This is a genomic window from Spirillospora sp. CA-294931 (genome assembly GCF_050946795.1).
Classification (GTDB): Bacteria; Actinomycetota; Actinomycetes; order Streptosporangiales; family Streptosporangiaceae; genus Spirillospora.
The window spans coordinates 6,980,128-7,004,487 of sequence record NZ_CP192006.1; the positions used below are offsets into that span (position 1 = coordinate 6,980,128).

At 72.1% G+C, this 24,360-nt stretch carries 17 protein-coding genes; 15 read left to right on the forward strand and 2 right to left on the reverse strand.

Annotated features, from left to right (window positions below; genetic code table 11):
* Window positions 1–10: 10 nt before the first annotated feature.
* Entirely contained in the window at window positions 11–2,602 is a 2,592-nt protein-coding gene (glgP, locus tag ACQPY4_RS31465; protein ID WP_433327028.1) for an alpha-glucan family phosphorylase, read from the reverse strand.
* 234 nt (window positions 2,603–2,836) lie between these two features.
* Between glgP and ACQPY4_RS31470 the strand changes: the two genes are divergently transcribed.
* The 10 genes from ACQPY4_RS31470 to ACQPY4_RS31515 all read left to right on the forward strand — a co-directional run bounded on the left by ACQPY4_RS31470 (window position 2,837) and on the right by ACQPY4_RS31515 (window position 16,564).
* Window positions 2,837–4,852, forward strand: coding sequence for an alpha-1,4-glucan--maltose-1-phosphate maltosyltransferase (locus tag ACQPY4_RS31470; RefSeq protein WP_433327030.1), 2,016 nt, complete (start codon window positions 2,837–2,839; stop codon window positions 4,850–4,852).
* Window positions 4,853–4,871: 19 nt separating this feature from the next.
* On the forward strand, window positions 4,872–6,656 hold the full coding sequence (gene treS, locus ACQPY4_RS31475) for a maltose alpha-D-glucosyltransferase (protein WP_433327032.1): 1,785 nt from the start codon (window positions 4,872–4,874) through the stop codon (window positions 6,654–6,656).
* A 2-nt stretch (window positions 6,657–6,658) separates the two neighbouring features.
* The gene (locus tag ACQPY4_RS31480; RefSeq protein WP_433327034.1) at window positions 6,659–8,353 is read left to right on the forward strand and encodes a maltokinase N-terminal cap-like domain-containing protein; all 1,695 of its coding nucleotides are present in this window, start codon (window positions 6,659–6,661) and stop codon (window positions 8,351–8,353) included.
* Between the two features lie 519 nt (window positions 8,354–8,872).
* Window positions 8,873–9,730, forward strand: coding sequence for a glycosyltransferase family 2 protein (locus ACQPY4_RS31485; RefSeq protein ID WP_433327036.1), 858 nt, complete (start codon window positions 8,873–8,875; stop codon window positions 9,728–9,730).
* A gap of 7 nt (window positions 9,731–9,737) precedes the next feature.
* Entirely contained in the window at window positions 9,738–10,808 is a 1,071-nt protein-coding gene (locus ACQPY4_RS31490; protein ID WP_433327038.1) for a GNAT family N-acetyltransferase, read from the forward strand.
* Window positions 10,805–11,815: a glycosyltransferase family 2 protein gene (locus ACQPY4_RS31495; RefSeq protein WP_433327040.1), complete on the forward strand. Its 1,011-nt coding sequence runs from the start codon at window positions 10,805–10,807 to the stop codon at window positions 11,813–11,815. The genes ACQPY4_RS31490 and ACQPY4_RS31495 overlap by 4 nt, the downstream gene beginning before the upstream one ends.
* Window positions 11,816–11,951: 136 nt before the next feature.
* Window positions 11,952–12,734 carry a polysaccharide deacetylase family protein gene (locus ACQPY4_RS31500; protein ID WP_433327042.1) on the forward strand — a complete coding sequence of 261 codons (783 nt, stop codon included), beginning with the start codon at window positions 11,952–11,954 and terminating at the stop codon, window positions 12,732–12,734.
* The gene (locus ACQPY4_RS31505; RefSeq protein WP_433327044.1) at window positions 12,727–14,046 is read left to right on the forward strand and encodes a lipopolysaccharide biosynthesis protein; all 1,320 of its coding nucleotides are present in this window, start codon (window positions 12,727–12,729) and stop codon (window positions 14,044–14,046) included. Before ACQPY4_RS31500 ends, ACQPY4_RS31505 begins: the two co-directional genes overlap by 8 nt.
* Before the next feature lie 2 nt (window positions 14,047–14,048).
* Window positions 14,049–16,211, forward strand: coding sequence for a hypothetical protein (locus tag ACQPY4_RS31510; protein WP_433327046.1), 2,163 nt, complete (start codon window positions 14,049–14,051; stop codon window positions 16,209–16,211).
* Window positions 16,208–16,564 (forward strand): hypothetical protein, encoded by a 357-nt coding sequence (locus tag ACQPY4_RS31515; RefSeq protein WP_433327048.1) that lies wholly within the window; start codon window positions 16,208–16,210, stop codon window positions 16,562–16,564. Before ACQPY4_RS31510 ends, ACQPY4_RS31515 begins: the two co-directional genes overlap by 4 nt.
* Before the next feature lie 13 nt (window positions 16,565–16,577).
* Here the strand turns inward: ACQPY4_RS31515 and ACQPY4_RS31520 are convergent, their stop codons facing one another.
* Window positions 16,578–17,342: a GntR family transcriptional regulator gene (locus tag ACQPY4_RS31520; protein ID WP_433327050.1), complete on the reverse strand. Its 765-nt coding sequence runs from the start codon at window positions 17,340–17,342 to the stop codon at window positions 16,578–16,580.
* Window positions 17,343–17,570: 228 nt separating this feature from the next.
* On the opposite strand from ACQPY4_RS31520, the gene ACQPY4_RS31525 reads away from it, so the two are divergent.
* The 5 genes from ACQPY4_RS31525 (at window position 17,571) to glgB (ending at window position 24,359) form a co-directional block, all read left to right on the forward strand.
* Window positions 17,571–17,789, forward strand: a complete 219-nt coding sequence (locus ACQPY4_RS31525) for a hypothetical protein (RefSeq protein WP_433327052.1) — start codon at window positions 17,571–17,573, stop codon at window positions 17,787–17,789.
* A 424-nt stretch (window positions 17,790–18,213) separates the two neighbouring features.
* Window positions 18,214–19,617 (forward strand): xylan 1,4-beta-xylosidase, encoded by a 1,404-nt coding sequence (locus tag ACQPY4_RS31530; RefSeq protein ID WP_433327054.1) that lies wholly within the window; start codon window positions 18,214–18,216, stop codon window positions 19,615–19,617.
* A 69-nt stretch (window positions 19,618–19,686) separates the two neighbouring features.
* Complete coding sequence (locus ACQPY4_RS31535; RefSeq protein WP_433339110.1) at window positions 19,687–20,916, forward strand: cytochrome P450; 1,230 nt, start codon at window positions 19,687–19,689, stop codon at window positions 20,914–20,916.
* A 15-nt stretch (window positions 20,917–20,931) separates the two neighbouring features.
* Complete coding sequence (locus ACQPY4_RS31540; RefSeq protein ID WP_433327056.1) at window positions 20,932–22,029, forward strand: GNAT family N-acetyltransferase; 1,098 nt, start codon at window positions 20,932–20,934, stop codon at window positions 22,027–22,029.
* 101 nt (window positions 22,030–22,130) lie between these two features.
* Window positions 22,131–24,359 (forward strand): 1,4-alpha-glucan branching protein GlgB, encoded by a 2,229-nt coding sequence (gene glgB / locus ACQPY4_RS31545; protein WP_433327058.1) that lies wholly within the window; start codon window positions 22,131–22,133, stop codon window positions 24,357–24,359.
* Window position 24,360: the final 1 nt, after the last annotated feature.

Here is a 24,360-nt window from a genome sequence, read left to right on the forward strand (position 1 = left end):
CAGTACTCCCCTACCGAAGGTTGCCGTTGGTCATGCCCTCGGGGGCGGGCGGCAGGGCGATGAGGCCCATCTCGGCGCGGCCCGACAGCAGGGCGTGCCGGGGGACGACGCGAACGCTGTACCCGAAGGCGCCGCTGCGGGCCAGCGGGACGTCGCCGGTGTAGCGCAGGTGCCCGTCCTCTGTCGGGTCCTCGGGAGTCAGTTCGAGGTAGGACGGCTCCTGGAGCTCGTCGGTCTCGTCCACGCGCCCGTAGGCGACCTCGACGGCGACGTCGTCCGGGCTCAGTTCGGCCAGGTCGATCACCACGCGGATGGGCAGTCGCGAGCCGGCGTGGGGGCTCTCCTCGACGGTCGACTCGACGTGCTCGACGGCGACGCCCGGCCATGCCCGGGTCACCCGCTGCTTCCAGACCGCCAGGGAACGCGCGCCCGCGTAGCCGTCGGCGGCCATGGCCCGTCCCGACGCGGCCGCGGGCGAGTAGTACTCCTGGACGTAGTCGCGCAGCATCCGGCTCGCCAGCACCTTCGGCCCCAGCGTGGAGATGGTGTGCTTGACCATCTCCATCCAGCGCCGGGGCAGCCCCGACGCGTCGCGGTCGTAGTAGACGACCGAGACGTGGTCGGCGATGAGCTCGTACAGGGCCGTGGCCTCCAGCTCGTCGCGGCGGTCGGGGCCCGCCAGGCCGTCGGCCGACGGGATCGCCCACCCGTTCTGGCCGTCGTACCACTCGTCCCACCAGCCGTCCCGGATGGAGAGGTTCAGCCCTCCGTTGAGCGCGGCCTTCATCCCGGACGTCCCGCACGCCTCCAGCGGGCGCAGGGGGTTGTTCATCCACACGTCGCAGCCCTGGACCAGGGCCTGCCCGAGCGCCATGTCGTAGTCGGGGAGGAACACGATCCGGTGCCGGACGTCCTCGGCGTCGGCGAAGCGCACGATGTCCTGGATCAGCCGCTTGCCGCCCTCGTCGGCGGGGTGGGCCTTGCCCGCGATGAGGATCTGGACGGGCCGGTCGGGGTCCAGCAGCAGGGCGCGCAGCCGCTCCGGGTCGCGCATCATGAGCGTCAGCCGCTTGTAGGACGGGACGCGCCGGGCGAAGCCGATGGTCAGGACGTCCGGGTCGAGCGCGTCGTCGATCCAGGAGACCTCGGCCTCGCTGGCACCGCGCTGCCGCCACGACTCGCGCAGGCGGCGCCGCGCCTCGGTCACCAGGCGCTCGCGCAGCACCCGCCGCACGCGCCAGATCTCGCCCTCGGAGACGCGGCCGATCTGGTCCCAGCCCCGGGCCGACTCGGTCAGCGACGGGATCTCACGGGCCGCCAGCTCCAGGACCTCGCGGGCGACCCAGGTACCGGCGTGGACGCCGTTGGTGACCGACCCGACCGGGACCTCGGCGGTGTCGAAGCCGCCCCAGAGCCCGCCGAACATCTCCCGGCTGACCTCGCCGTGCAGGCGGCTGACGCCGTTCACGCGCTGGGCGAGCCGCATCCCCATGACCGCCATGTTGAACACGGTGGGGTCGCCCCCGGGGTAGGTCTCCGAGCCGAGGTCCAGGACGCGCTCGACCGGCACGGCCTTGGGCTCGTTGACGCCGCCGAAGTAGCGCTCGATCAGCTCGCGGGGGAAGCGGTCGATCCCGGCCGGGACGGGGGTGTGCGTGGTGAACACCGTCCCGGCGCGGACGACCTCGACGGCCTCGTCGAAGTCCAGGCCCTGGTCGGCCAGCTCGCGGATGCGTTCGAGGCCGAGGAACCCGGCGTGGCCCTCGTTGGTGTGGAAGACCTCGGGTTCGGGGTGCCCGGTGATGCGGCAGTAGGCGCGGATGGCGCGCACTCCCCCGATGCCGAGCAGCATCTCCTGGAGGAGCCTGTGGTCGCCGCCGCCCCCGTAAAGGCGGTCGGTGATGTCGCGGGCGGCCTGGTCGTTGTCCTCGACGTCGGAGTCGAGCAGGAGCTGCGGCACCCGTCCGACCTGCGCGAGCCATACCTGGGCGTGCAGGTCGCGGCCCTGCGGCAGCCCGATGCCGACGGTCACGGGCGCGCCGTCGGCGTCGCGCAGACGGGTGAGCGGCAGGCCGTTGGGGTCGAACGTGGGGTAGTGCTCCAGCTGCCAGCCCTCCGGCGACAGCGACTGCGTGAAGTAGCCGTGGCGGTACAGCAGCCCGACGCTGATCAGCGGGACGCCCAGGTCGCTGGCGGTCTTGAGGTGGTCGCCGGCCAGGATGCCCAGGCCGCCGGAGTACTGCGGCAGGGCCGCGGTGATGCCGTACTCGGGCGAGAAGTAGGCGATGGCGGCGGCGCCGTCGCCCGACCGCTGGTACCAGCGCGGGGCGGTCAGGTATTCACGCAGATCTTCGACGGTGTCGTTCAGGGCGCGCAGGAACCGTCTGTCCTGCGCCAGGACCTCCAGGCGGCCGGGCGAGACCTCGCCCAGGAGCCGGACGGGGTCATGCCCGACGGCCTCCCACAGGCGCGGATCGACCGAGCGGAACAGGTCGAGCGTCTCGTGGTGCCAGGACCAGCGGAGATTGAGGATCAGCTCCTCAAGCGGGCGGAGCGGCTCGGGAAGGACGGTGCGCACGGTGAATCGTCGAATGGCCTTCACGGTTTCACTCTATGAGGGGCGACGACCGCGCTTACCCTCCGGGCGGTCTACACCGTCCTCACTCCCGCGGCGTCCCGCTCCGGACGACACGCGATTCCGCTGGTCCCGCGGACCTTCATGTTTCAGCGTTATGTAGTCGTGATATTACATAAAGTTAAGAGTACCTACGTGGCGGTAACCGGCCGATCGCGGGCATGAGCGTTTTGTCGTTGACGAACGGGTAGGGGTTGCCGCATGCGAGTCGAGTCCGAATCCTCCCCTGAGCCCCGGATCGGCCGCATCCCGATCCTGGACGTCGACCCCGTGGTGGGGTGCGGGCGGTGGCCCGCCAAGGCGGTGGTCGGGGAGACCTTCGAGATCGGGGCGACCGTGATCCGGGAGGGTCACGAGATGCTCGGTGCCGAGGCCGTGTTGCGCGGGCCGGACGGGCGGACGTCGCCCCCGGTGCGCATGGTCGATACGGGGCAGGGACTGGACCGGCTTGTGGCCGAGGTGACGCCGGAGGTCCCGGGTACGTGGGCGTTCCGGGTGGAGGCGTGGGGCGACCCCATCGCGCACTGGCGCCATGACGCGGAGATCAAGGTCCCTCGCGGGCAGGACGTGGAGCTGATGCTCGCCGAGGGGGCGTTGCTGTTCGCGCGGGCGGCCAAGGGGGTGCCCGCGCGCGAGCGGGAGGCGCTGGGCGGGCTGGCCGAGCGGCTGGCGAATCGGGCGCTGCCGCCGATGGAGCGGCTGGAGGCGTCGCGGGCCCCGGCCGTCCTCGACCTTGAGGCGCGGTTCCCGCTGCGCGAACTGGTCACAACGACCGAGTGGCTTCCGCTGGTGGTGCACCGGGAGCGGGCGCTGGTCGGGTCCTGGTACGAGTTCTTTCCGCGGTCCGAGGGGGCCTCGTTCGACCCGATGGGACGGCGGGGGCCGATGTCGGGAACGTTCCGGACGGCGATGAACCGGCTTCCGGCGATCGCCGCCATGGGGTTCGACGTGGTGTACCTGCCGCCGATCCATCCCATCGGCCGGATGTTCCGCAAGGGGCCCAACAACACCCTGGAGGCCGGGCCCTACGATCCGGGCTCGCCCTGGGCGATCGGGTCCGAGGAGGGCGGGCACGACGCGATCCATCCGGAGCTGGGGACGCTCGACGACTTCAAGGCGTTCGTCAACCACGCCCAGGACCTGGGGATGGAGGTGGCGCTGGACCTGGCGTTGCAGTGCGCCCCCGACCACCCGTGGGTCACCGAGCACCCCGAGTGGTTCACCACGCGCGCCGACGGGACGATCGCCTACGCCGAGAACCCGCCCAAGAAGTACCAGGACATCTACCCGCTGAACTTCGACAACGACCCCGAGGGCATCTACCGCGAGGTGCTGCGGGTCGTCCGGCACTGGATGGACCACGGGGTCCGCGTCTTCCGCGTCGACAACCCGCACACCAAGCCGGTGCCGTTCTGGGAGCGGCTGCTGGCCGAGGTCGCCGCGTCCGACCCCGACGTGATCTTCCTGGCCGAGGCGTTCACCCGCCCCGCGATGATGCACACGCTGGGCAAGATCGGCTTTCACCAGTCGTACACGTACTTCACCTGGAAGAACTCCCGGGAGGAACTGGAGGAGTACTTCCGCGAACTGTCGGGCGACGCCGCGCGGTACATGCGGCCCAACGTCTTCGTCAACACCCCGGACATCCTCAACGAGTACCTGGTGCACGGCGGACGCCCGGCCTTCGAGATCCGGGCCGTGCTCGCCGCGCTGCTCTCGCCCACCTGGGGCGTCTACTCCGGGTACGAGCTGATCGAGAACACGCCCGTCCGTCCCGGCAGTGAGGAGTACCGCGACTCGGAGAAGTACCAGTTCAAGCCGCGCGACTGGGAGCGGGCCGAGCGCGAGGGGCTCAGCATCGCCCCCCTCATCGCCCGGCTCAACCGCCTTCGGCGCGAGCATCCCGCGCTGCGCAGGCTGCGCAACCTGCGGTTCCATCCCGTCGACCAACCGGAGTTCCTTTGCTTCTCCAAGGCGGCCGGGCCGGATGTCGTGCTGGCCGTGGTCAACCTCAACCCGCACCAGGAGCGCGAGGCGACCGTCCAGCTCGATCTTCCCGCGCTCGGCCTGGCGCCCGACGACGAGTTCGTCGTGACCGACGAGCTGTCCGGGGACAGCTACACCTGGCGCCAGGCCAATTACGTGCGTCTCGATCCCCATATCCAGCCGGCCCACATCTTCACGCTCCGGAGAAACGAGAGTGAGCAGACCACCTGACCAACCCCCACCAGGCCCGATGCCCCGCACGGAACCCGTCCACGAGATTCCGCCCGACGCCACCCACACACCATCCGAGCCCGTACCCGACGCCTTCAGCCCGGGGACGCCGCGCGATCCGCACTGGTTCAAGACGGCCGTCTTCTACGAGGTCTCGGTGCGGGGGTTCGCCGACTCCAACGGGGACGGTTACGGAGACCTCAAGGGGCTCATCCAGCGCCTGGACCATCTGCAGTGGCTGGGCATCGACTGCCTGTGGCTGCTGCCGCTGTACGAATCGCCGCTGAAGGACGGCGGCTACGACATCGCCGACTTCACCAAGATCCTTCCGGATTTCGGTGAGCTGGGCGACTTCGTCGAGCTGATCGAGGAGGCGCACGCCCGGGGCATCCGCGTCATCGCGGACCTGGTCATGAACCACACCTCCGACCAGCATCCGTGGTTCCAGGCGTCCCGGTCCGATCCGGACGGCCCGTTCGGCGACTTCTACGTGTGGTCCGACGAGGACGAGCGGTATCCCGAGGCCCGGATCATCTTCGTCGACACCGAGACCTCCAACTGGAACTACGACCCGGTGCGGGGGCAGTACTACTGGCACCGCTTCTTCTCGCACCAGCCCGACCTGAACTTCGACAACCCGAACGTCCAGGACGCGATGCTGGAGGTGCTGCGCTTCTGGCTCGACCTGGGCATCGACGGGTTCCGGCTGGACGCCGTCCCGTACCTGTACGAGCGGGACGGCACCAACTGCGAGAACCTGCCCGAGACCCACGCCTACCTGAAGCGGATCCGGGCCGAGGTCGACCGGCTGTACCCCGACCGGGTGCTGCTGGCCGAGGCCAACCAGTGGCCCGCCGACGTCGTGGAGTACTTCGGCGACCCGGGAGTGGGCGGCGACGAGTGCCACATGGCGTTCCACTTCCCGGTGATGCCGCGCATCTTCATGGCGGTGCGGCGCGAGCAGCGCTATCCCATCTCGGAGATCATGGCGCAGACGCCGAAGATCCCCGAGAACTGCCAGTGGGGCATCTTCCTGCGCAACCACGACGAGCTGACGCTCGAAATGGTGACCGACGAGGAACGCGACTACATGTACACCGAGTACGCCAAAGATCCGCGGATGAAGGCCAACATCGGGATCCGCCGCCGCCTCGCGCCGCTGCTCGACAACGACCGCAACCAGCTGGAGCTGTTCACCGCGCTGCTGCTCTCCCTGCCGGGATCGCCCGTCATGTACTACGGGGACGAGATCGGCATGGGCGACAACATCTGGCTCGGCGACCGCGACGCGGTGCGCACGCCCATGCAGTGGACGCCCGACCGCAACGCCGGGTTCTCCCAGTGCGATCCGGCGCGGCTCTACCTGCCGGTGATCATGGACCCGATCTACGGCTACCAGGCCGTCAACGTGGAGGCCCAGCAGAACAACCCCGGCTCGCTGCTGCACTGGACCCGCAAGATGATCGAGATCCGGCAGCGGCATCCGGTGTTCGGGGTCGGCTCGTACGTGGAGCTGGCCGCCTCGAACCCCAGCGTGCTGGCGTTCGTCCGTGAGATCAACGGCGGCGAGGCCAACCGCTGGGGCGGAATGGACACGGTGCTGTGCGTCAACAACCTGTCCCGCTTCCCCCAGCCGGTGGAGCTCGACCTGCGCCGCTTCCAGGGGTCGGCGCCGATCGAGTGCATGGGGAGCGTGCGTTTTCCTCCCATCGGGGAGCTGCCGTATCTGCTGACACTGCCGGGGCACGGGTTCTACTGGTTCCTGCTACCCCCGGCCGGGGAGAACGGTGACGAGGTGAGCTGACCGTGTGGCCTCCCGATCGCGCGCTCGCGGAGCTGCTGGCGGAGTGGATGCCCGGGCGGCGCTGGTTCGCCGGCAAGGACCGGGCCGTCCGCGACGTCTCGGTCGCCGCCGCCACCGAACTGCTCCCCGGTGATCCGGGGATGCACCACGTGGTGGTGGACGTCCGGCAGGGCGAGACGTCCGACCGGTACCAGCTGCTGCTGGGCACCCGGCGCGACCTGCCCGAGCGGCTGCGCCCCGGCGCGATCGGGAGGCTCCCGGACGGGAGCAGGTGGCTGTACGACGCCGTGCACGACGCGGATCTCAGCGGCCTGCTGCTGTCGCGGATCGCGGCGGAGGCGCGGGTCGGGCCGCTGCGGTTCCGCCGCTCCCCCGGCGCCGAACTCGACACCGACCTGGCGGGCGTCCCGTTGTCGGCCGAGCAGAGCAACACCTCGCTCGTTTACGGGGACGCCTACATCTGCAAGCTGTTCCGGCGCCTGGCCCCGGGCGTCAATCCCGACCTGGAGATCAACCTCGGGCTGACCCGCGAGGGCTGCGCCCACATCCCGGCCGTCCTCGGCTGGATCGAGCTCGATCCCGGCTCCGCGGCCGAGGAGCCGGTCACGCTGGGGCTGCTCTCGCAGTTCCTGCCGACGGCCACCGACGGCTGGCGGCTGGCCATCGCCAGCGTCCGCGACTGGTTCGCCGCCCCCACGACCGGCGTCAGCGCCCCAGCCCCGCCCGAGGCCGCAGGCACGGGCACGGGCGCCGCAGGCACGGGCACGGGCGGCACGGGCACGGGCACGGGCGCCGCAGGCACGGGCACGGGCGGCGCGGGCACGGGCGGGGATGCGGGCGCCGCAGGCACGGGCGCAGGTGGCGCGGGCGCGGGCGCCGCAGGCACGGGCACGGGCGGCGCGGGCACGGGCGGGGATGCGGGCGCCGCAGGCACGGGCGCAGGTGGCGCGGGCGGCGCGGGCGGGGGCGCGGGCTCCGGCGCGGGCGGCACGAGCGCGGACGCGGGTGCGGCTGGGGGGGACTTCGCGGCCGAGGCTGAGCGGCTCGGGGCGGCGACGGCGACGGTCCACGCCGACCTGGCGGCGGCCTTCGGGACGGCCGAGGCGCCGGACGGCGAGCCGCGCGACCTGGCCGCCCGGATGCGCCGCCAGCTCGACGAGGTGCGCGCCGACGTCCCCGAACTGGAGCGGTACGCGGACGGGATCGGCGCCGCGTTCGACGCCCTGGCGGCGCTGCCGGGCGGGCTGCGGCTCCAGCGGGTGCACGGCGACTACCACCTCGGCCAGGTGCTGCGCGACGAGACGGGCTGGATGCTGCTCGACTTCGAGGGCGAGCCCGCCAGGACCGCGCGGGAGCGCCGCGCGCCGTCCCATCCCCTGCGGGACGTGGCCGGGATGCTGCGCTCCTTCGAGTACGCCGCGCGCTTCCTGCTGGCCGAGACGGCCCCTGACGCGTCCCCCGGGTCCGGCCGGACGGTGGCGGACCTGGAGGCGCGGGCACGGGCCTGGACGGAGCGGAACCGGGCGGCGTTCTGCCGGGGCTACACCTCCGCCGGAGGCGTCGATCCGGCCGCCAACGCGGTGCTGCTGCACGCCCTCGAACTCGACAAGGCCGTTTACGAGGTCCGTTACGAAGCGCGGAACCGCCCGTCATGGCTGCCGGTTCCGCTGCGATCACTGGCTCATCACCTGGCCTGATTCGGCCCGAACCAACCGGCCGATGCCAACGACCCGCAATTGGCGGCGGAGGCACCACTCAGTGTGACATTCTCCCCGGGGCGCGCGAGAAAGAGCCGTGCGGCGATTGATCATTTCGCGTGGGCGCTCGGAAATAGGGGGAGTGACGGCTTATGCCAGTTTTCGGCGAATAAGGCCGCCCGCCCTTGTCTCATAGGGCTTGTCGCGCCGAACTGCAAGATCGTCTCCGTGCCCGCCGCGCCCTCCACCCCCGAAGCTCCGGAGGACGGACCGAGCCCCACCTTCGCCGAAAGGATCGATCTTGGCCGGATCGGGCCATTACAGAGAGTTATGAGCGCCGTGATTTCGGGTCCGACAACCTGCGGCGCAGCGCATAACGGCGTCCTTACCTGTGGGAGCCGTACGAGGTGCGTAGGTCATCCTGCGCAACTTACGGGAGGGCCGGTCCGGCTACTCCAAACATGATGGGCAAACCCGTCATCTAACGGGTCAAGTTGTCAAACAGTACGGGGACTCCGAATGCACACTCCTGACGCCACCGGCGCTTCGAGGGCGGCCCCCCTCGCGGCGCGCCCGGGGCAGCCGGTCAACGTTTCCGGGCACGCGCAGCGATGGCCGTCGGTCACGGCGGTCATCCCCACCCTCAACGAGGCCGACAACCTGCGGTGGCTGATGCCGCGGCTGTCCGCCGTGGACGAGGTCGTGATCGTCGACGGCCAGTCCACCGACGGGACGGTCGAGTACGTGCTGTCGGTCCGGCCCGACGCCACGGTCATCGTGGAACCGCCGACCGGCAAGGGCAGCGCCATGCGGACGGGCATGGCCGCGGCCACCTCCGAGATGATCGTCATGCTCGACGCCGACGGCAGCATGGACCCGGCCGAGTTCGACTCCTTCCTCGCGCTGCTGTGCCGCGGCTACGACTTCGTCAAGGGCACCCGCTACGGCTGCGGAGGCGGCTCCGACGATCTGACCGGCCTGCGCCGTCTCGGGAACTCGCTGCTCACGGCCCTGGCCAACCGGCTCTACCGGCAGAACTGGTCCGACCTTTGCTACGGCTATGTCGCCATGCGGCGCGAGGCCGTCCCCCGCCTGCGGCTGGAGTCGACCGGGTTCGAGATCGAGACGGAGATGTGCGTCAACGCCGTCCGGGCCGGGCTGCGCATGGCCGAGGTGGCCAGCCACGAGACCGAGCGCCGCTTCGGCGAGTCCAACCTGAACACCTTCCGCGACGGCTGGCGTGTGCTGAAGACCATGGTCAGGCTGCGTTTCCGAGGGCGCCTCGACGCCCCGCCCGCACCGCCGGTGCCCCTCCCCGTGGGCCACCAGGCGGCACCCTGGGAGCCGGCCGCGTTCAGCCGGACCGGAACCGAGTAGCGCGCACGTGAGGATCACCGTCGTGCGCCCGCGCGATCTCGGCCCCGCCGAGGTCGAGCGCTGGCGCGAGCTTCAGAGCGGCGACCGCGACCTGGGCAACCCCTTCCTGGCACCGGAGTTCACCCTGGGGGTCGCCAGGTTCCGCGCCGGCGTCCGGATCGCGGTCATCGAGGACGGCCCGCGCATCGCCGCGTTCTTCCCGTTCGAACGCGGCCCGGTGGGCATCGGCCACCCCGTCGGGTTCGGCCTGACCGACCTTCAGGGCATCGTGGGGCCGCCCGGCCTCCGGCTGGACGCCCGCGAGCTGCTGCGCGCGTGCGGGCTCGGCGTCTGGGACTTCGACCACCTGCTGGCCGTCCAGCCGGCGTTCGCGCCGTTCCACGCGGTGCACCGGGTCGAGCCGGTCATGGAGCTGCACGACGGGTTCGAGGCGTTCGAGACGGAACTGCGCCGCGTCGCGCCCAGGACCCACAAGACCATCCGCTACAAGGAGCGCAAGCTCGGACGCGACGTCGGCGAGCTCCGCTACGAGTTCGCCTCCGGCGACACCGGCGACCTGCGCCGACTCATGCGGTGGAAGTCCGCCCAGTACACCCGCACCGGCCGCACCGACCGCTTCGCCCGGCCGTGGATCGTCCGGCTCGTCCGGCACTTCCACGAGACCGGGTTCGGGGTGCTGAGCGTGCTGTGGGCGGGCGACGAGCCCGTGTCCGCGCATTTCGGCCTGCGCAACGGCGCGATCATGGCGGGCTGGTTCCCCGCCTACGACACCCGGTTCGCCAAGTACTCCCCCGGCATGATCGGCCACCTGCGGCTGGCGCGGGGCTGCGCCGAGCACGGCGTCGCCGAGATCGCCATGGGACGCGGCGGCAAGGAGTTCAAGGAGGGCTTCAAGGGACGCGAGATCCCCATCGCCGAGGGCCGCGTCGCGCGGGCCACGGCCGGGGCCGGGCTGCACTGGGTGCGCGCCACCCCGCTCAACCGGGCCCGGGGCGCCGTCCTGGACAACCCCGCGCTCTACCGCCGCGCCGACCGCGTCCTGAAGACCTACGCGCGGCTGAGAGGGCAGGCACGATGAGCCCGCTCGCGATCTCGGTGGTCATCTGCGCGTACACCGCCGACCGATGGGACGACGTGCACGCGGCCGTGGCGTCGGTGCGCGCACAGGCGCACCCGCCCGAAGAGATCATCCTGGTCGTCGACCACAACCCGGCGCTGCACGAGCGGCTCCGGCACTCGATGGCCGGCGTGACCGTGGTCGAGAACCGCGAGAATCGGGGCCTGTCGGGCGGCAAGAACACCGGGGTCGCCCTGGCGCGGGGCGACGTCGTGGCCTTCCTCGACGACGACGCGGTGGCGGCGCCGGGCTGGCTTGCGGCCCTCGCCCGCCACTACGACGACCCCCGGGTGGCCGGGGCCGGTGGGCTCACGCTGCCGCTGTGGCCGGGGTCGACGCCGTCCGCCGAGATGATCGAGCGGCCCGTCCCGGAGTACGCCGGACGGCGTCCCGGCTGGTTCCCCGAGGAGTTCGACTGGACCGTCGGGTGCACCTACCGGGGCATCGAACCGGGCGCCGTCCGCAACCTGATGGGCGGCAACGCCTCGTTCAGGCGCGCGATGTTCCCGCTGGCCGGGGGCTTCGACTCGGGCATCGGCCGGACGTCCCACCAGCGTCCGCTGGGCTGCGAGGAGACCGAGTTCTGCATCAGGCTGCGGCAGCGCAGCCCCGAGTCCGAGCTGGTCTATGACGCCGGTGCCGTGATCTGGCACCGGGTGCCGCGCGAGCGCGCGCGCTTCGCCTACTTCAGGCAGCGGTGCTACGCCGAGGGCCTGTCCAAGGCCCTGGTGACGCGGAGCGTCGGCTCCCAGGACGGCCTGGCCAGCGAGCGCGCCCACGCCCTGAAGGCGCTCCCGCGCGGCGCCGCCAAGGGCCTCGCGGACGCCTTCCGGGGCGACCCGGCCGGGCTGGGACGCGCGGGCGCGATCGCCGTGGGCCTCGCCTGGACCGCGTGGGGATACGCCATCGGCCTCCGCAGCGCCCGCCGCCACGTCCCCGCTGCCGGCCACACCGGAGGCACCCGATGAACGCCACCGACCGCGTCGCGGACGCACTGCCGGGCGGGCGCGCCGGGGCGATCCCCGTGGGCCTTGCATGGGCCGCGTGGGGGTACGCGATCGGCTTCCGGCGCGCCCCCGTTGCCGGTGGTGTGGGAGGGGCCTGATGGTGGTTACCAAGGGCGTCCCGGTGCTGATGTACCACTCGGTCCGCGAGCGTCCCCCGCGCGAGACGGCGGGGCTCGCGGTCAGTCCCGGCGCGTTCGCCGACCAGATGGCGCTGCTCCACGAGCGCGGCTTCACCCCCGTCCCCTTCTCGGCGCTCCGCGCGGACGTGCCGAAGCCGATCGTGATCACCTTCGACGACGGGTACGCCGATTTCCATTCCGAGGCGCTGCCCGTCCTGGAGCGCTTCGGGTTCACCGCGACGGTGTTCGTGACCACCGGGTGGCTGGCCGACGCGGGCCGTGAGGCGGCCGGGCGGCCGCTCGACGCGATGCTGACCTGGGGGCAGGTCCGGGAGGCCGCCGCGCACGGCATCGAGATCGGTGGTCACAGCCACGGGCATCCGCAGCTCGACCAGCTGCGCGACCGCGCGCTCACCGACGAACTGGTGCGCAGCCGGGGGCTGCTCGAAGACCGGCTCGGCGCGCCCGCGACGACCATGGCCTACCCGTTCGGCTACTCCAGCGCACGGGTCCGGCGGGCCGTCCGCGACGCCGGGTACGAGAGCGCCTGCGCGGTCGCCAACCGCCTCGCTCCCGGGGGCGACCCGCTGGCGGTGCCCCGGTTGACCGTGCGCGCCTCGACCTCGCTTGCCGCGTTCGGACGGGTCGCCGACGGGACGCGCCTGTCCCAGATCTACTTTCGCGACCGCGCGCTCACCCGGGGGTACGCCGTGGTGCGGCGCACCCGGTACGGGCTGAGGCGGGTGAGCGGCCGTGACTGAGACGGCGACCCGGGGCGGCCGGCTGCGCCGCGAGCTGTCCGACCCGCTGTTCCGCAACGCCTACGCCCTCATGCTCAACGGCGGCCTGACCACCGTGCTCGGCGCGGGCTTCTGGGCCCTCGGCCCGGCGTTCTACTCGCCGTCGGACTTCGGCCGCAACGCCGCGATGAACCAGGCGATCATGTTCGTCGGCGGCATCACCATGCTCAACTTCCTGCTGATCCGCTTCATCCCCGAGACGGCGCGGCACACCAGGGCGCTGGTGCTGTCCGCATACGGGCTCGGCGCCGCCGCCGCCGCGGTCGTGGGCGGCGGGTTCCTGCTGGCCCTGGCGCTGTGGGGGGACGGCTGGAGCACGTTCCGGGCCCTGTCGGGCTGGGGCCCGGGGCTGATGTTCCTGGCCATGGCGGTCGGCTGGAACCTGTGGAACGCCATGGAGGCCGTCTTCACCGGCCTGCGCCACGCGGGCTGGGTGCCGGTGGTCAACACCGCGTGGTGCCTGCTGCGCATCGCCCTGCTGATCCCCCTGGCCGCCCTGGCGCCGCACTACGGCATCGTGCTGGCCTGGTACGTCCCCGTGGTGCTGGTGCTGATCCCGGTGAACGTCCTGGTCTTCCGGAGGCTGCTGCCCGAGCACACGCGCGCCAACCAGGGCCGGGGGCCGCGCTCGACCCACCGCGAGATCGCCCGCTACCTCGGCGGCGGCTACCTGGGCGGCGCCTTCCAGTTCGCGGCGGTCAGCCTGGTGCCGATCGTGGTCATGACCCGGCTGCCCCCCGACACCGCCGCGTACTTCCAGATCGCCTGGGTGCCGGGGATGATGCTCGACCTGCTGGCCCTGACCCTGTCGTACTCGCTGACCGTCGAGGGCTCGTTCGAGCGCGGACGGCTCGCCGGGACGACCCGGGCCGCGCTGCGGCGCACCGTGACGCTGATGGTCCCGGTCACCGTGCTGGTGATCGTGGCGGCCCCGTTCGCGCTGGAGGTCTACGGCCACGAGTACGCCACCGGCGCGCCGCTGCTGCAGATCCTGGCGCTGGCCGTGCTGCCCAAGGCGGTCATCGAGCTCTACATCGGGGCGCTGCGCGTCCAGAACCGGACGGGCCTGATCGCGGTGCTCCAGGGCGTCCGGCTGGCCGGGGTGCTCGGCCTCGTCGCGGCGCTGCTCGACCCCGGCCACCTGGCCACGGTCGGCGTGGCCGTCGTGGCGGTCAACCTGGCGGTCGCCCTGGCGATCCTGCCGGGTCTGCGCCGGATCATCGCGCCCGCGGCGCGGGCTTCCACGACCGACCGAGGGCGGGATATCTCTTGAGCGTGACCGTTCGAGCGGCACGGGAGTCCGAGGCCACCGCCCGCGCGGCGCCGCCCGCGCCCCGGGTCGTCCCGGCGGTGATCGCCGCGACCGTGACGGCCGGGCTCCTGCTGTTCTGGCTGCCCCTGCGCGGGGTGAACCTCGAAGGGATGGACGGCTACGGCCTCATCGGCGTCCTGCCGGTGGCGACGCTGGCGGGGGCCGCGCTGCTGGTGCTGGCGTTCATGATGACGCTGGCTCTGGGGCGTCCGCACCGGGTGCTGCTGGGCGCGCAGATCGTCCTGCTGATCGCCACCCTGCACGGGGTCACGCTGGCCCTGGAGCCGATCGCCCGCTTCCCGACCGCCTGGCAGACCTCGGGCTTCATCGAGTACATCACCCGCAACGAGACCGTGAGCTGGGATCTCGACGCGCGGTTCAGCACGCCCGGCTTCTTCGCGTTCGTGGCGTTCCTGGCCAAGGCCGCCGGGCAGAACGACCTCGAACCGATCCTGCGCTGGGCGCCGCCGATCACGAACCTGATGTACCTGCTGCCCTACGTCCTGATCCTGCGGGCGCTGCGGGCGGCGTGGCGGGCCAAGTGGTTCGCGGCGTGGCTGTTCATCGCGGCCAACTGGGTCGGGCAGGACTACCTCTCCCCCCAGGCGTTCGCCTACCTGCTCTACCTGTACTTCGTGGCGATCCTGGTCACCTGGTTCCGGCACCACGACGGGACGGCGCGGCGGCGCGGCCGGGAGCCCGGGACGCGCCGCGGCGTGTCCTGGCGTCCCGCCGACCTGCTGTTCGGCCCCAAGGACCCCGGCGAGCTGCCCGCGGCCGCGGCGCCGGTGCGCGAGCGGTCCGTCCTGCTGGTCCTGCTGTTCGTCCTGCTCCTGGTGGGGACGGCGGCGCACCAGCTCACCCCGTTCCTGATGACCGCCGCGTGCGCGGGCCTGGTGCTCGTCCGGCGCTGCGACCTGCGCGGGCTGCCGTTCATCGCGGGCGTGGTGTACGCCGCCTGGGTCAGCTTCATGACCGTCGGCTACTGGGCGAGCCGCAAGGGCGAGATCTTCGGCGGGCTCGGCAAGATCTTCACCAACGTCCAGCAGAGCACCGGCGGGCGGATCAGCCAGACCAGCGCCGAGACCGCCGACATCCAGACGCTGCGCATCCTGATCGCGGTGGTCGTGGTGGGGCTGGCCGTGACCGGCCTGCTGCGGCGGCGGGCCCGGGGCATCGACGACCGGGTGGCGCTGGTGCTGATGCTCGTCCCGTTCTCCTCGTTCGGGCTGCAGAACTACGGCGGCGAGATCGCGCTGCGGATCTACTTCTTCATGCTGCCGGCCGCCTGCCTGCTGATCGCCTACCTGTTCTTCCCGGCGCCGTTCGACACCCCGGGGGTGCGCGAACCGAAGGTCCGCCGCCGGTTGGGGCGCCTGCGCACGGGCCCGCGCCGGCACTGGCCCGCCGTGGCGGCGGCCGCGGTCTTCGCGCTGCTGCTGACCGGCGGCTTCCTGTCGGTCCGCTACGGCAACGAGCGCTACGAGCAGGTCCGCGAGGACGACGTGCGCGCCTACGACGTGATGCTGGACCGGCACCGGGGCGCCATCGGCGTGGTCTGGCTCAGCGCCGAGAACCCCGACCTGGTCGGGGGCACCCCGGTCATGCCGTGGTCGTACCGGCAGTGGGAGCGCTTCACCTACACGCCCGTCATCGCCAACCGGACCGACCCGGCCGACGTGTCGCAGATCGTGCAGCGGCTCAAGGAGCAGGGGCCGGGCGGCTTCTTCGTCACCACGCGCAGCCACGAGGACTTCCAGGTGCTCACGGCGGGCCTCGCGCCCGATTACGGGACGCGGATGCGCGCGGCCCTGGCCGGGTCGCCCGAGGTCGCCACGGTGTACTCCACGCGGGACGCCGCCGTCTTCCGCCTGAAGAGCCCGCCCGCCGAGCCGGTGGCGCAGGTGCCGCGTCCGGCCGGGCTCGGCATGCGCTCGTCGCCCTGGACGCCCGCCGGGCTGATCTACCTGCCGGTGCTGCTCGGCGTGCTGCTGGCCCGCGAGCTGCGCCGGCTGCGGCTCGGCCCGGGCGAGCTGCGGCGGCTGCGCCCGCTCACCGTGCTGGCCGCCCCGCTGCTGATCAGCGTCATCGCGGTCATCGTCGAGAGGTTCGTGGTGATCAAATGACCGTCGCGCTGGTGCTGCTGCTGTTCGCCGCCCCGGCGGCGGCCTTCTGGACGCTCACGCGCGGCCTCGACCCGTTCGGGCGGCTGGTCGTGGCCGTCCCCGCGAGCATCGTCACGGTCGCGGGGACGGCCCAGATCATGCTCGTCGCGGGCACCTGGTCACCCGGGGGCGGCCTGGCCGCCGTCCTGGTGCTGAGCGCCCTGGTGGCGGTGCTGGGACGGCCGCGAGGGCGCCCGGGACCGCCGCCGTCCGTGCCGGACCCGCGCCCGCCGCGTCCTCCGGCCGCGGTCACCCGCGAGGACCTGCCCGCCCGCCGCCGGGACGAGGACGACGAGTGGATCTTCCAGGAGTGAGCGGGGACGCGGGTCACAGGTCGATGGCGTAGTCGAGGACGACCCGGTCGGCCGGGATGACGATGTCGCGGCACACCTCCATGACGCGCGGGCCGGACAGCATCCGGCGGGTGATCGCGATGACCGGGACGCCGCCGGTCACGCCGAGGGACTCCGACTCCTCGGGGGTCGGCATCCGGGCGCGGACGGCCTCCTCCACCCGCGTCGGCGGATGGCCCAGGAAGCTGAGCTGCGCCAGGGTGCCGCCGGGCCAGGGCTCGCGGTCGGGATCGGCCACGGGGGTGTCGCCGACGACGTCCCACGGGAGGTAGTTGACGGAGATCTGCTGCGGCTCCCCGCGCGAGTAGAAGACGAAGCGCCGCCGCAGCAGCTCGGTGCCGTCGGGGAGCTCGAACAGGGCGGCAAGCTCGGCGTCCGCCCGCGTCCTGGCGTACTCGCGGTCGAGCCGGTACTCGTCCCAGCGGATGCGCTGGTCGTGGGTGAAGGTCGTCGCGGGGACGGCCAGGGGCCGGGTGACCGCGCGGTAGCGGTCCATCGCGACCCGGCGGGCCGGGGGAACCACCCGGACGATCGTCCCGCCGCCGCGGCGGGTCTCGACCAGGCCCTCGCCGCGCAGCAGGGCGATGGCCTGGCGCACGACGATCTCGGACACCCCATGGACGGCGCACAGCTCGGCCATGGTCGGCAATCGCGCACCCGGCGGATAGTTCCCCTCCCGGATCTGGCCCCGGAGTGTGTCGGCAATACGGAGGTACGCCGGACGGTCCGGCACCGGCATCACCTTCTCTCGTCCCGGCGCGCGCGGGCCCCTCCGGCGCGCCGCGCGTGCACGGCGCACCTCCCCCTCCGGCCGGCGCGCCGCATGATCACTGACCGTCCGCCCTCTTCTCTCCTCCCAAAGCGCTATCCGTAGGGGGACGGTCCGCTTACGGACAGCTTGACACTTCTTGGAACTGAGTAAGACTTTTGTATACAGAAACGCTTCCTCGGGGAAGGGACGGCCTTGATGGGCGACTTCGAAGATCAGAAGGCGGCCATCGAGCGCGAGTATCCGGGCTGGCTCGTCTGGCGGAGCGACGCCGGACGCTGGTACGCCACCCGAAGCGGCGATCTCACCGACGCGCAACTCCAGGCTGGAAACGCGATGACGGTCGCGGCCGACGATTCTTCGGGGCTCATCGAGCTCCTGGCCGACCAGCGGCGCAGGGAGAGCGATGAGGGCTGAGCACGGAGCGGGGGTCCCCGCACTCCCGGCCCGCGGGCGGGGGCGGGCCGGGCCCGCACGCTCCGTTACGGAAGGGACCTGTGGCGCTGAGGTGACACAGGAGTGGAGACCGGGTCGGCGTGGTGGGTGTCACCACGGTGGCCAGGCGGACGTGACCGTACGGGCGCCGCATCGGCGCGGCCCCCACGTAAAGAGCGTGGCGCCCGTACGGTCGCATTTGCCTCTCTTGTCCCATCGCGCAACACGGGCCTCGTGCATTTGAGGGTTGCCTCGGCGTGATTCCGCAGGTAAGTGAGTAATCACGGCCGGAATTCGGGCCGCCGGGCGAACCGACCCTCCTTACCGTCGTTCTAACAAGGAGCCGGGACTCGTTCCGGACCGGACGGCGAACGCCGTCCGGTCGACCGCCTTCCAGGAGGGCTCCTTGAGCGTCCAGCAGCGGGAATCCGAGCCCCGCGGCGGCTTCTTCCGCACCCGGAAGGGACGCCACGCCGCCGCGCTCGGACGGCCGGTGGTGGCCGCGCTGGCGGTCACGCTCGCGGTGCTCGTGGCGTCCACGGCCGCCGTCTACCTCGCCCAGGGGTCGGACGAGCCCCCGCCCGTCCCCACGGCCCGTCCCGCCACGCGTGTCGGCGCGGGCGTCCCGCAGGACTGGCCCGCGTGGGGCTTCACCCACACCCAGAACACGGTCGACGCCGAGCGCGGCCCCGCCCAGGCCCTCACCGACCTGTCCAGGACGCCCGTCCCGCAGGTGACCGCCATCATGGGCTGGGGCCTGGACAACCCGCAGCCGCGTCCCGGCGAGTTCGACTGGGCCTCGCTCGACCGGCGGATGGAGGCGATCCGCCGCACCGGCGGCACCCCGGTGGTCACGCTGTGCTGCGGCCCCGACTGGATGAAGGGCGGCCCGGCCGGAAAGACCGACTGGAGCAAGCTGGAGGTCGCCATCGAGCCCGAGCACTTCGGCGACTACGCCCGGCTCGCCGCCGAGGTCGCCAAGCGCTACGGGAACGTCCGGTACTTCACCGTCTGGAACGAGTTCAAGGGCTTCTGGAACCCGTCGGCCAACCGCTGGGACTACGAGGGTTACACCAAGCTCTACAACGAGGTCTACACGGCTCTGAAGCGGGTGCGGTCCGACATCAGGGTCGGCGGCCCCTACATGGTGATGAACAGCAACGCCCCCGGCCGCAAGTACGGCCCGCCGTCCGAGCTGAGCGGCCCCTGGGGAACCATGGACCAGCGCAACCTCGACGCCGTCCGGTACTGGGTCAAGAACAAGAAGGGCGCCGACTTCCTCGCGGTCGACGGGCACAGCATGCCGGTGCAGCGCGAGGTCAGGCTGGACGAGTTCCGCGCACTGGCCAAGTTCTCCGACGTGACCCGCTGGCTGCGCGGCCTGGCCGGTGACCTGCCGGTGTGGTGGGCCGAGTGGTACGTCGAGCCGGACGCCTCGGGCTGGACCGACGAGCGGCGCGGCGCCGTCCACACGGCCGCGATGATGGAGTTCGTCCGCGGCGGCGCCGCCAGTGCGCTCTATTGGAATCCGCAGACCACCACCGCCGCGAACTGCCCCGGGTGCCTGTGGTCGGGAGCGGCGGCGGGCGGCGGTGCCACGCCGACGCTGGCCATGCTGCAGAACTTCGCCCGCTGGTTCCCACCCGGGACGCCGCTGGTGGACGTCAGGTCGTCCGACCCGTCGGTGCGCGTGCTGGCCCAGCGGGGGCAGATGGTGACCGTCAACGGCACGGGACGGCCCGTCCGGACGCTGATCGAGGGCAAGGCGCTCGACCTCGGGCCGTACGAGGTCAAGTGGATCGGCCGGTAGCGACTTCGGGGAGAGGCCGTGGCACTGCGTTCCGGTAGGGATCCCGGCGACGGGATCGACCTGGTGGGCATGGACTTCTGGAACCGGCCGCCGCAGGCGCGGCTGGCCGACTTCGCGCTGCTGCGCGAGGTGGGGCGCCCGGTGTTCTTCGCCGAGCCGCGCGTCCCGCTGATCCGGGCGGGCCGGGGCTTCCACGCGCTGGTCCGGCACGCGGACGTCGTCGAGGCCAGCCGCAACGCGGCGGTGTTCTCCAGCGAGCCCGCCGCGACCTCGCCCGAGCCGCCGCCGTGGCTGGCCAAGGTGTTCGGGACCCCGATGGTCAACATGGACGATCCCCGGCACGCGCGGCTGCGGCGCATCGTGTTCCGCGCCTTCACCCCCAAGATGCTCGCCAGGATCGAGGACGACGTGCGGGCGACCGCGACCCGCATCGTCGACGACGTGCTGGCCTCCGGCGCGCAGGACTTCGTCGCGCAGGTCGCCGCCCGCCTGCCCATCCAGGTCATCTGCGCGATGATGGGCATCCCCGAGAAGGCCAGGCCGTACGTCCTGTCGCGCATCGACGCCATGACCGAGTACTCGGGGGTGCGCGGCTCGCTGGCCAGCCCCCGCACGATGCGGCTGCTCTACGGCAACCTCAGGGCCATCGTCGACCTGCACCGCCTGGTGGCCCGGCTGGGCCGCCACCGCCGCGAGCACCCCGCGGGCGACCTGGTCTCGGCGCTGGTCAACGCCAACCCCGACGGCGAGCGGCTCTCGGTCGCCGAGCTCGGCTCGTTCTTCGACCTGCTGCTGGTCGCGGGCAACGAGACGACCCGCAACGCGCTGTCGCACGGGCTGGCCCTGTTCACCGAGCACCCCGAGCAGCGCGAGCTGCTGCTGGACGACTACGACGCCCGCGTCGGCCCCGCGATCGAGGAGATCGTCCGCCACGCCTCGCCCATCATCCAGTTCCGGCGGACGCTGAAGACCGCGTACGAGCTGGGCGGCCACGCGTTCGCGCCGGGCGACAAGGTCGTGCTGTTCTACCCGGCGGCCAACCGCGACCCCGAGGTGTTCACCGACCCCGACGCCTTCGACATCGCGCGCTCGCCCAACCCCCACGTCGGCTTCGGCGGCCCGGGGCCGCACCTGTGCCTGGGCGCCAACCTCGCCCGGATGGAACTGAAGATCATGTTCCGCGAGCTGTTCACGCGCCTGCCCGGCCTGCGCGCGAGCGGTGCGCCCGAGTACCTGCTGTCGTCGTTCGACAACGGCATCACCCGGCTGCCGTTCGCCTACGGCCCGTCCGGCCGCTGACCCCCGGAGAGACCCATGCATGTGTCGGTCACCCGCCCGGGCGAGCTCGGCGGGAGCGAGCTGGCCGCCTGGCGCGCGATGCAGGACGCGCTGCCGCACCTCGACAACCCGTTCCTTTCGGCGGAGTACGCGATCGCGGTCGACGAGGTCGTGCGGGGGGCGCGCGTCGCCGTCCTGCACGAAGGCCCGGACGTGGTCGGCTTCCTGCCCTACGAGCTGACGGGGCGCGGCACCGGCGCGGCGATCGGGGGCTGGCTCTCGCTCGGCCAAGGGCTCGTTCACGTCCCGGGGCTGGAGCTGGACGCCCGCGAGCTGCTGCGCTCGTGCGGCCTTGCCGCCTGGGAGTTCGGGACGCTGGTCGACGGCCAGCCGTGGTTCGCCCCGTTCGCCGCCAAGCACCTCGACTCGGCGGTCATCGACCTCGCTGGCGGGTTCGACGCCTACACCGAGTCATTGCGGGCCAGAGGCTCCAAGGTGGTCAGGCAGACCCGGTACAAGGAGCGCAAGATGGGCCGCCAGGCGGGCGAGGTCTCCTTCGCCTTCGACGTGCGGGACGCGGGCTCGCTGGCGCTCGTCCGGTCGTGGAAGTCCGACCAGTACCGGGCGATGGGCCGCGCCGACCGGTTCGCCCGCCCCTGGGTGGTGGCGCTGGTCGAGCGCCTGCACGCCGCGCGCGGCGACGGCTTCGCGGGCGTGCTGTCGATGCTCTACGCCGACGGGACGCCCGTCGCCGGGCACTTCGGCGTCCGCACGGGCCGCACGCTGGTCACCTGGTTCCCGGTCTACGACCCCGAGTTCGCCAAGTACTCGCCGGGGCTGGCGCTGCACCTGCGGATGGCCGAGGACGCCGCCGCGCTCGGCGTCCGGCACATCGACATGGGACCCGCGATCGGCTGGCGGTACAAGCAGGAACTGCGGAACCACTCCGTCCGGGTCTCGGAGGGCGTCGTGCGGCGCCGCTCCCCCGCCGGGGCCGCCCACTGGCTGCGGCACGCTCCGGTGGCGCGCACGCGCGACGCGATCCTCGGCAGCCCCCGGCTGTACGGGCTTGCCGACCGCACTCTGCGCGGCTACGGGCGCTGGCGCTCGCGCAGGTCCGGCGGCGCGGCCTAAAGCTCCTTCCAAAAGCACCGGACCGGCGGGTGAGAGCGGCCGATCTCTGGGCACGCCTACCTTGTTGACGCAAAGGTCCGGGACGAGGAGGCCATTTCCCCATGGCACGGGTGACGCGCGCGGAGATCGAGCAGCTCATCGCCGGCGACCATCACGACCCCCATGGCGTCCTCGGGGCCCATCCCGAGCGCGAGGGGGTGACGGTCCGGGCGCTGCGCCCCCTGGCCGAACGCGTCGAGGTGGTGCTGCCGAACGGCGACCGGCACCCGATGCGGCACTTCCACGAGGGCGTGTTCCAGACCACGCTCCCGCAGGGCGCCTCGCTTTCGGGGAACGGGCCGGAGGACGCGCCTCTCGCCGTCCCCGATTACCGGCTCGCGGTGACGTACGGCGACGGGGCCGAGGCCGTCCAGGACGACCCGTACCGCCACCTGCCCACGCTCGGGGAACTCGACCAGCACCTCATCAGCGAGGGCCGCCACGAGGAACTCTGGCGCGCGCTGGGCTCCCGGACCCGCACGTACGCCTCGTCGTTCGGGCCGGTGACCGGCACAGGGTTCGCGGTGTGGGCGCCCACGGCGCGCGGCGTCCGCGTCATCGGCGACTTCAACCACTGGGACGGCCGCGCCCACCCCATGCGGTCGCTGGGGTCCACCGGCGTGTGGGAGCTGTTCGTGCCGGGCGTGGCCGACGGCGCCACCTACAAGTACGAGATCCTCGGCGCGGACGGGCAGTGGCGCTCCAAGGCCGACCCGATGGCCCGCTACACCGAGGTGCCGCCCGCCACCGGGTCGCGCGTGTTCACCTCCGGCTACGAGTGGGCCGACGGCGAGTGGATGGACCGCCGCAAGGAACGGTCGTGGGTGCACGAGCCGATGAGCGTCTACGAGGTGCACCTGGGGTCGTGGCGTCCCGGCCTCGGCTACCGCGAGCTGGCCGAGGAGCTCACCGCGTACGTGCAGGACATGGGGTTCACGCACGTGGAGTTCATGCCCGTGGCCGAGCACCCGTATGGGCCGTCCTGGGGGTACCAGGTCACCTCCTACTACGCGCCCACCTCGCGGTTCGGCGACCCGGACGACTTCCGCCATCTGGTCGACCGCCTCCACGGGGCCGGGATCGGAGTGATCGTCGACTGGGTCCCGGCGCACTTCCCCAAGGACGAGTGGGCGCTGGCCCGCTTCGACGGGTCGGCCCTGTACGAGCACGAGGACCCGGCCCGGGGCGAGCACCCCGACTGGGGGACGCTCGTGTTCAACTTCGGCCGCGCCGAGGTGCGCAACTTCCTGGTCGCCAACGCCTGCTACTGGCTGGAGGAATTCCACATCGACGGGCTGCGGGTGGACGCCGTCGCCTCGATGCTCTACCTGGACTACTCGCGCGAGGACGGCCAGTGGACGCCGAACATCTACGGCGGCCGCGAGAACCTGGAGGCGATCTCGTTCCTCCAGGAGATGAACGCCACGGTCTACAAGCGGAGCCCGGGGGTCATGACGATCGCCGAGGAGTCGACCGCGTGGCCGGGCGTCTCCCGCCCCACCCATCTGGGCGGCCTCGGGTTCGGGTTCAAGTGGAACATGGGCTGGATGCACGACACGCTGGAGTACCTCAAGCACGAGCCCGTCTTCCGGCACTACCACCACGGCGAGATCACGTTCTCGCTGGTGTACGCGTTCAGCGAGAACTACATGCTGCCGCTCTCGCACGACGAGGTCGTCCACCTCAAGGGCTCGCTGCTGGCCAAGATGCCCGGCGACACCTGGCAGAAGTTCGCCGGGCTGCGCACGCTGCTGGCCTACATGTGGTCGCACCCCGGCAAGCAGCTGATCTTCATGGGCGGCGAGTTCGGCCAGGGCGCCGAGTGGGCGGAGGAGCGCCCGCTGGACTGGTGGCTGCTCGGCAACGCCACCGAGGGCGCCAACCATCTCGGCGTCCAGCGCCTGGTGCGCGACCTCAACACCGTCTACCGCGACCGGCCCGCGATGTGGGGCCGCGACAACGAGCAGGACGGCTTCCGGTGGATCGACGCCAACGACGCCGGCGGCAACACGCTCTCCTTCCTGCGCCGGGGGCCGGGCGAGGACGGCGACGCACCCGTCATCGCGTGCGTGGTCAACTTCTCCGGCGCGCCCCACGAGGGCTACCGCCTCGGCCTGCCCAAGGCCGGGACCTGGCGGGAGGTGCTCAACACCGACGCGTTCGAATACGGGGGCAGCGGCGTGCGCAACGAGGGCCCGATCCACGCCACCGACGAGCCGCTGCACGCGATGCCCGCCTCGGCCGTGCTGCGCGTCCCGCCCCTCGGCGCGGTGTGGCTCGTGCCCGAATAGG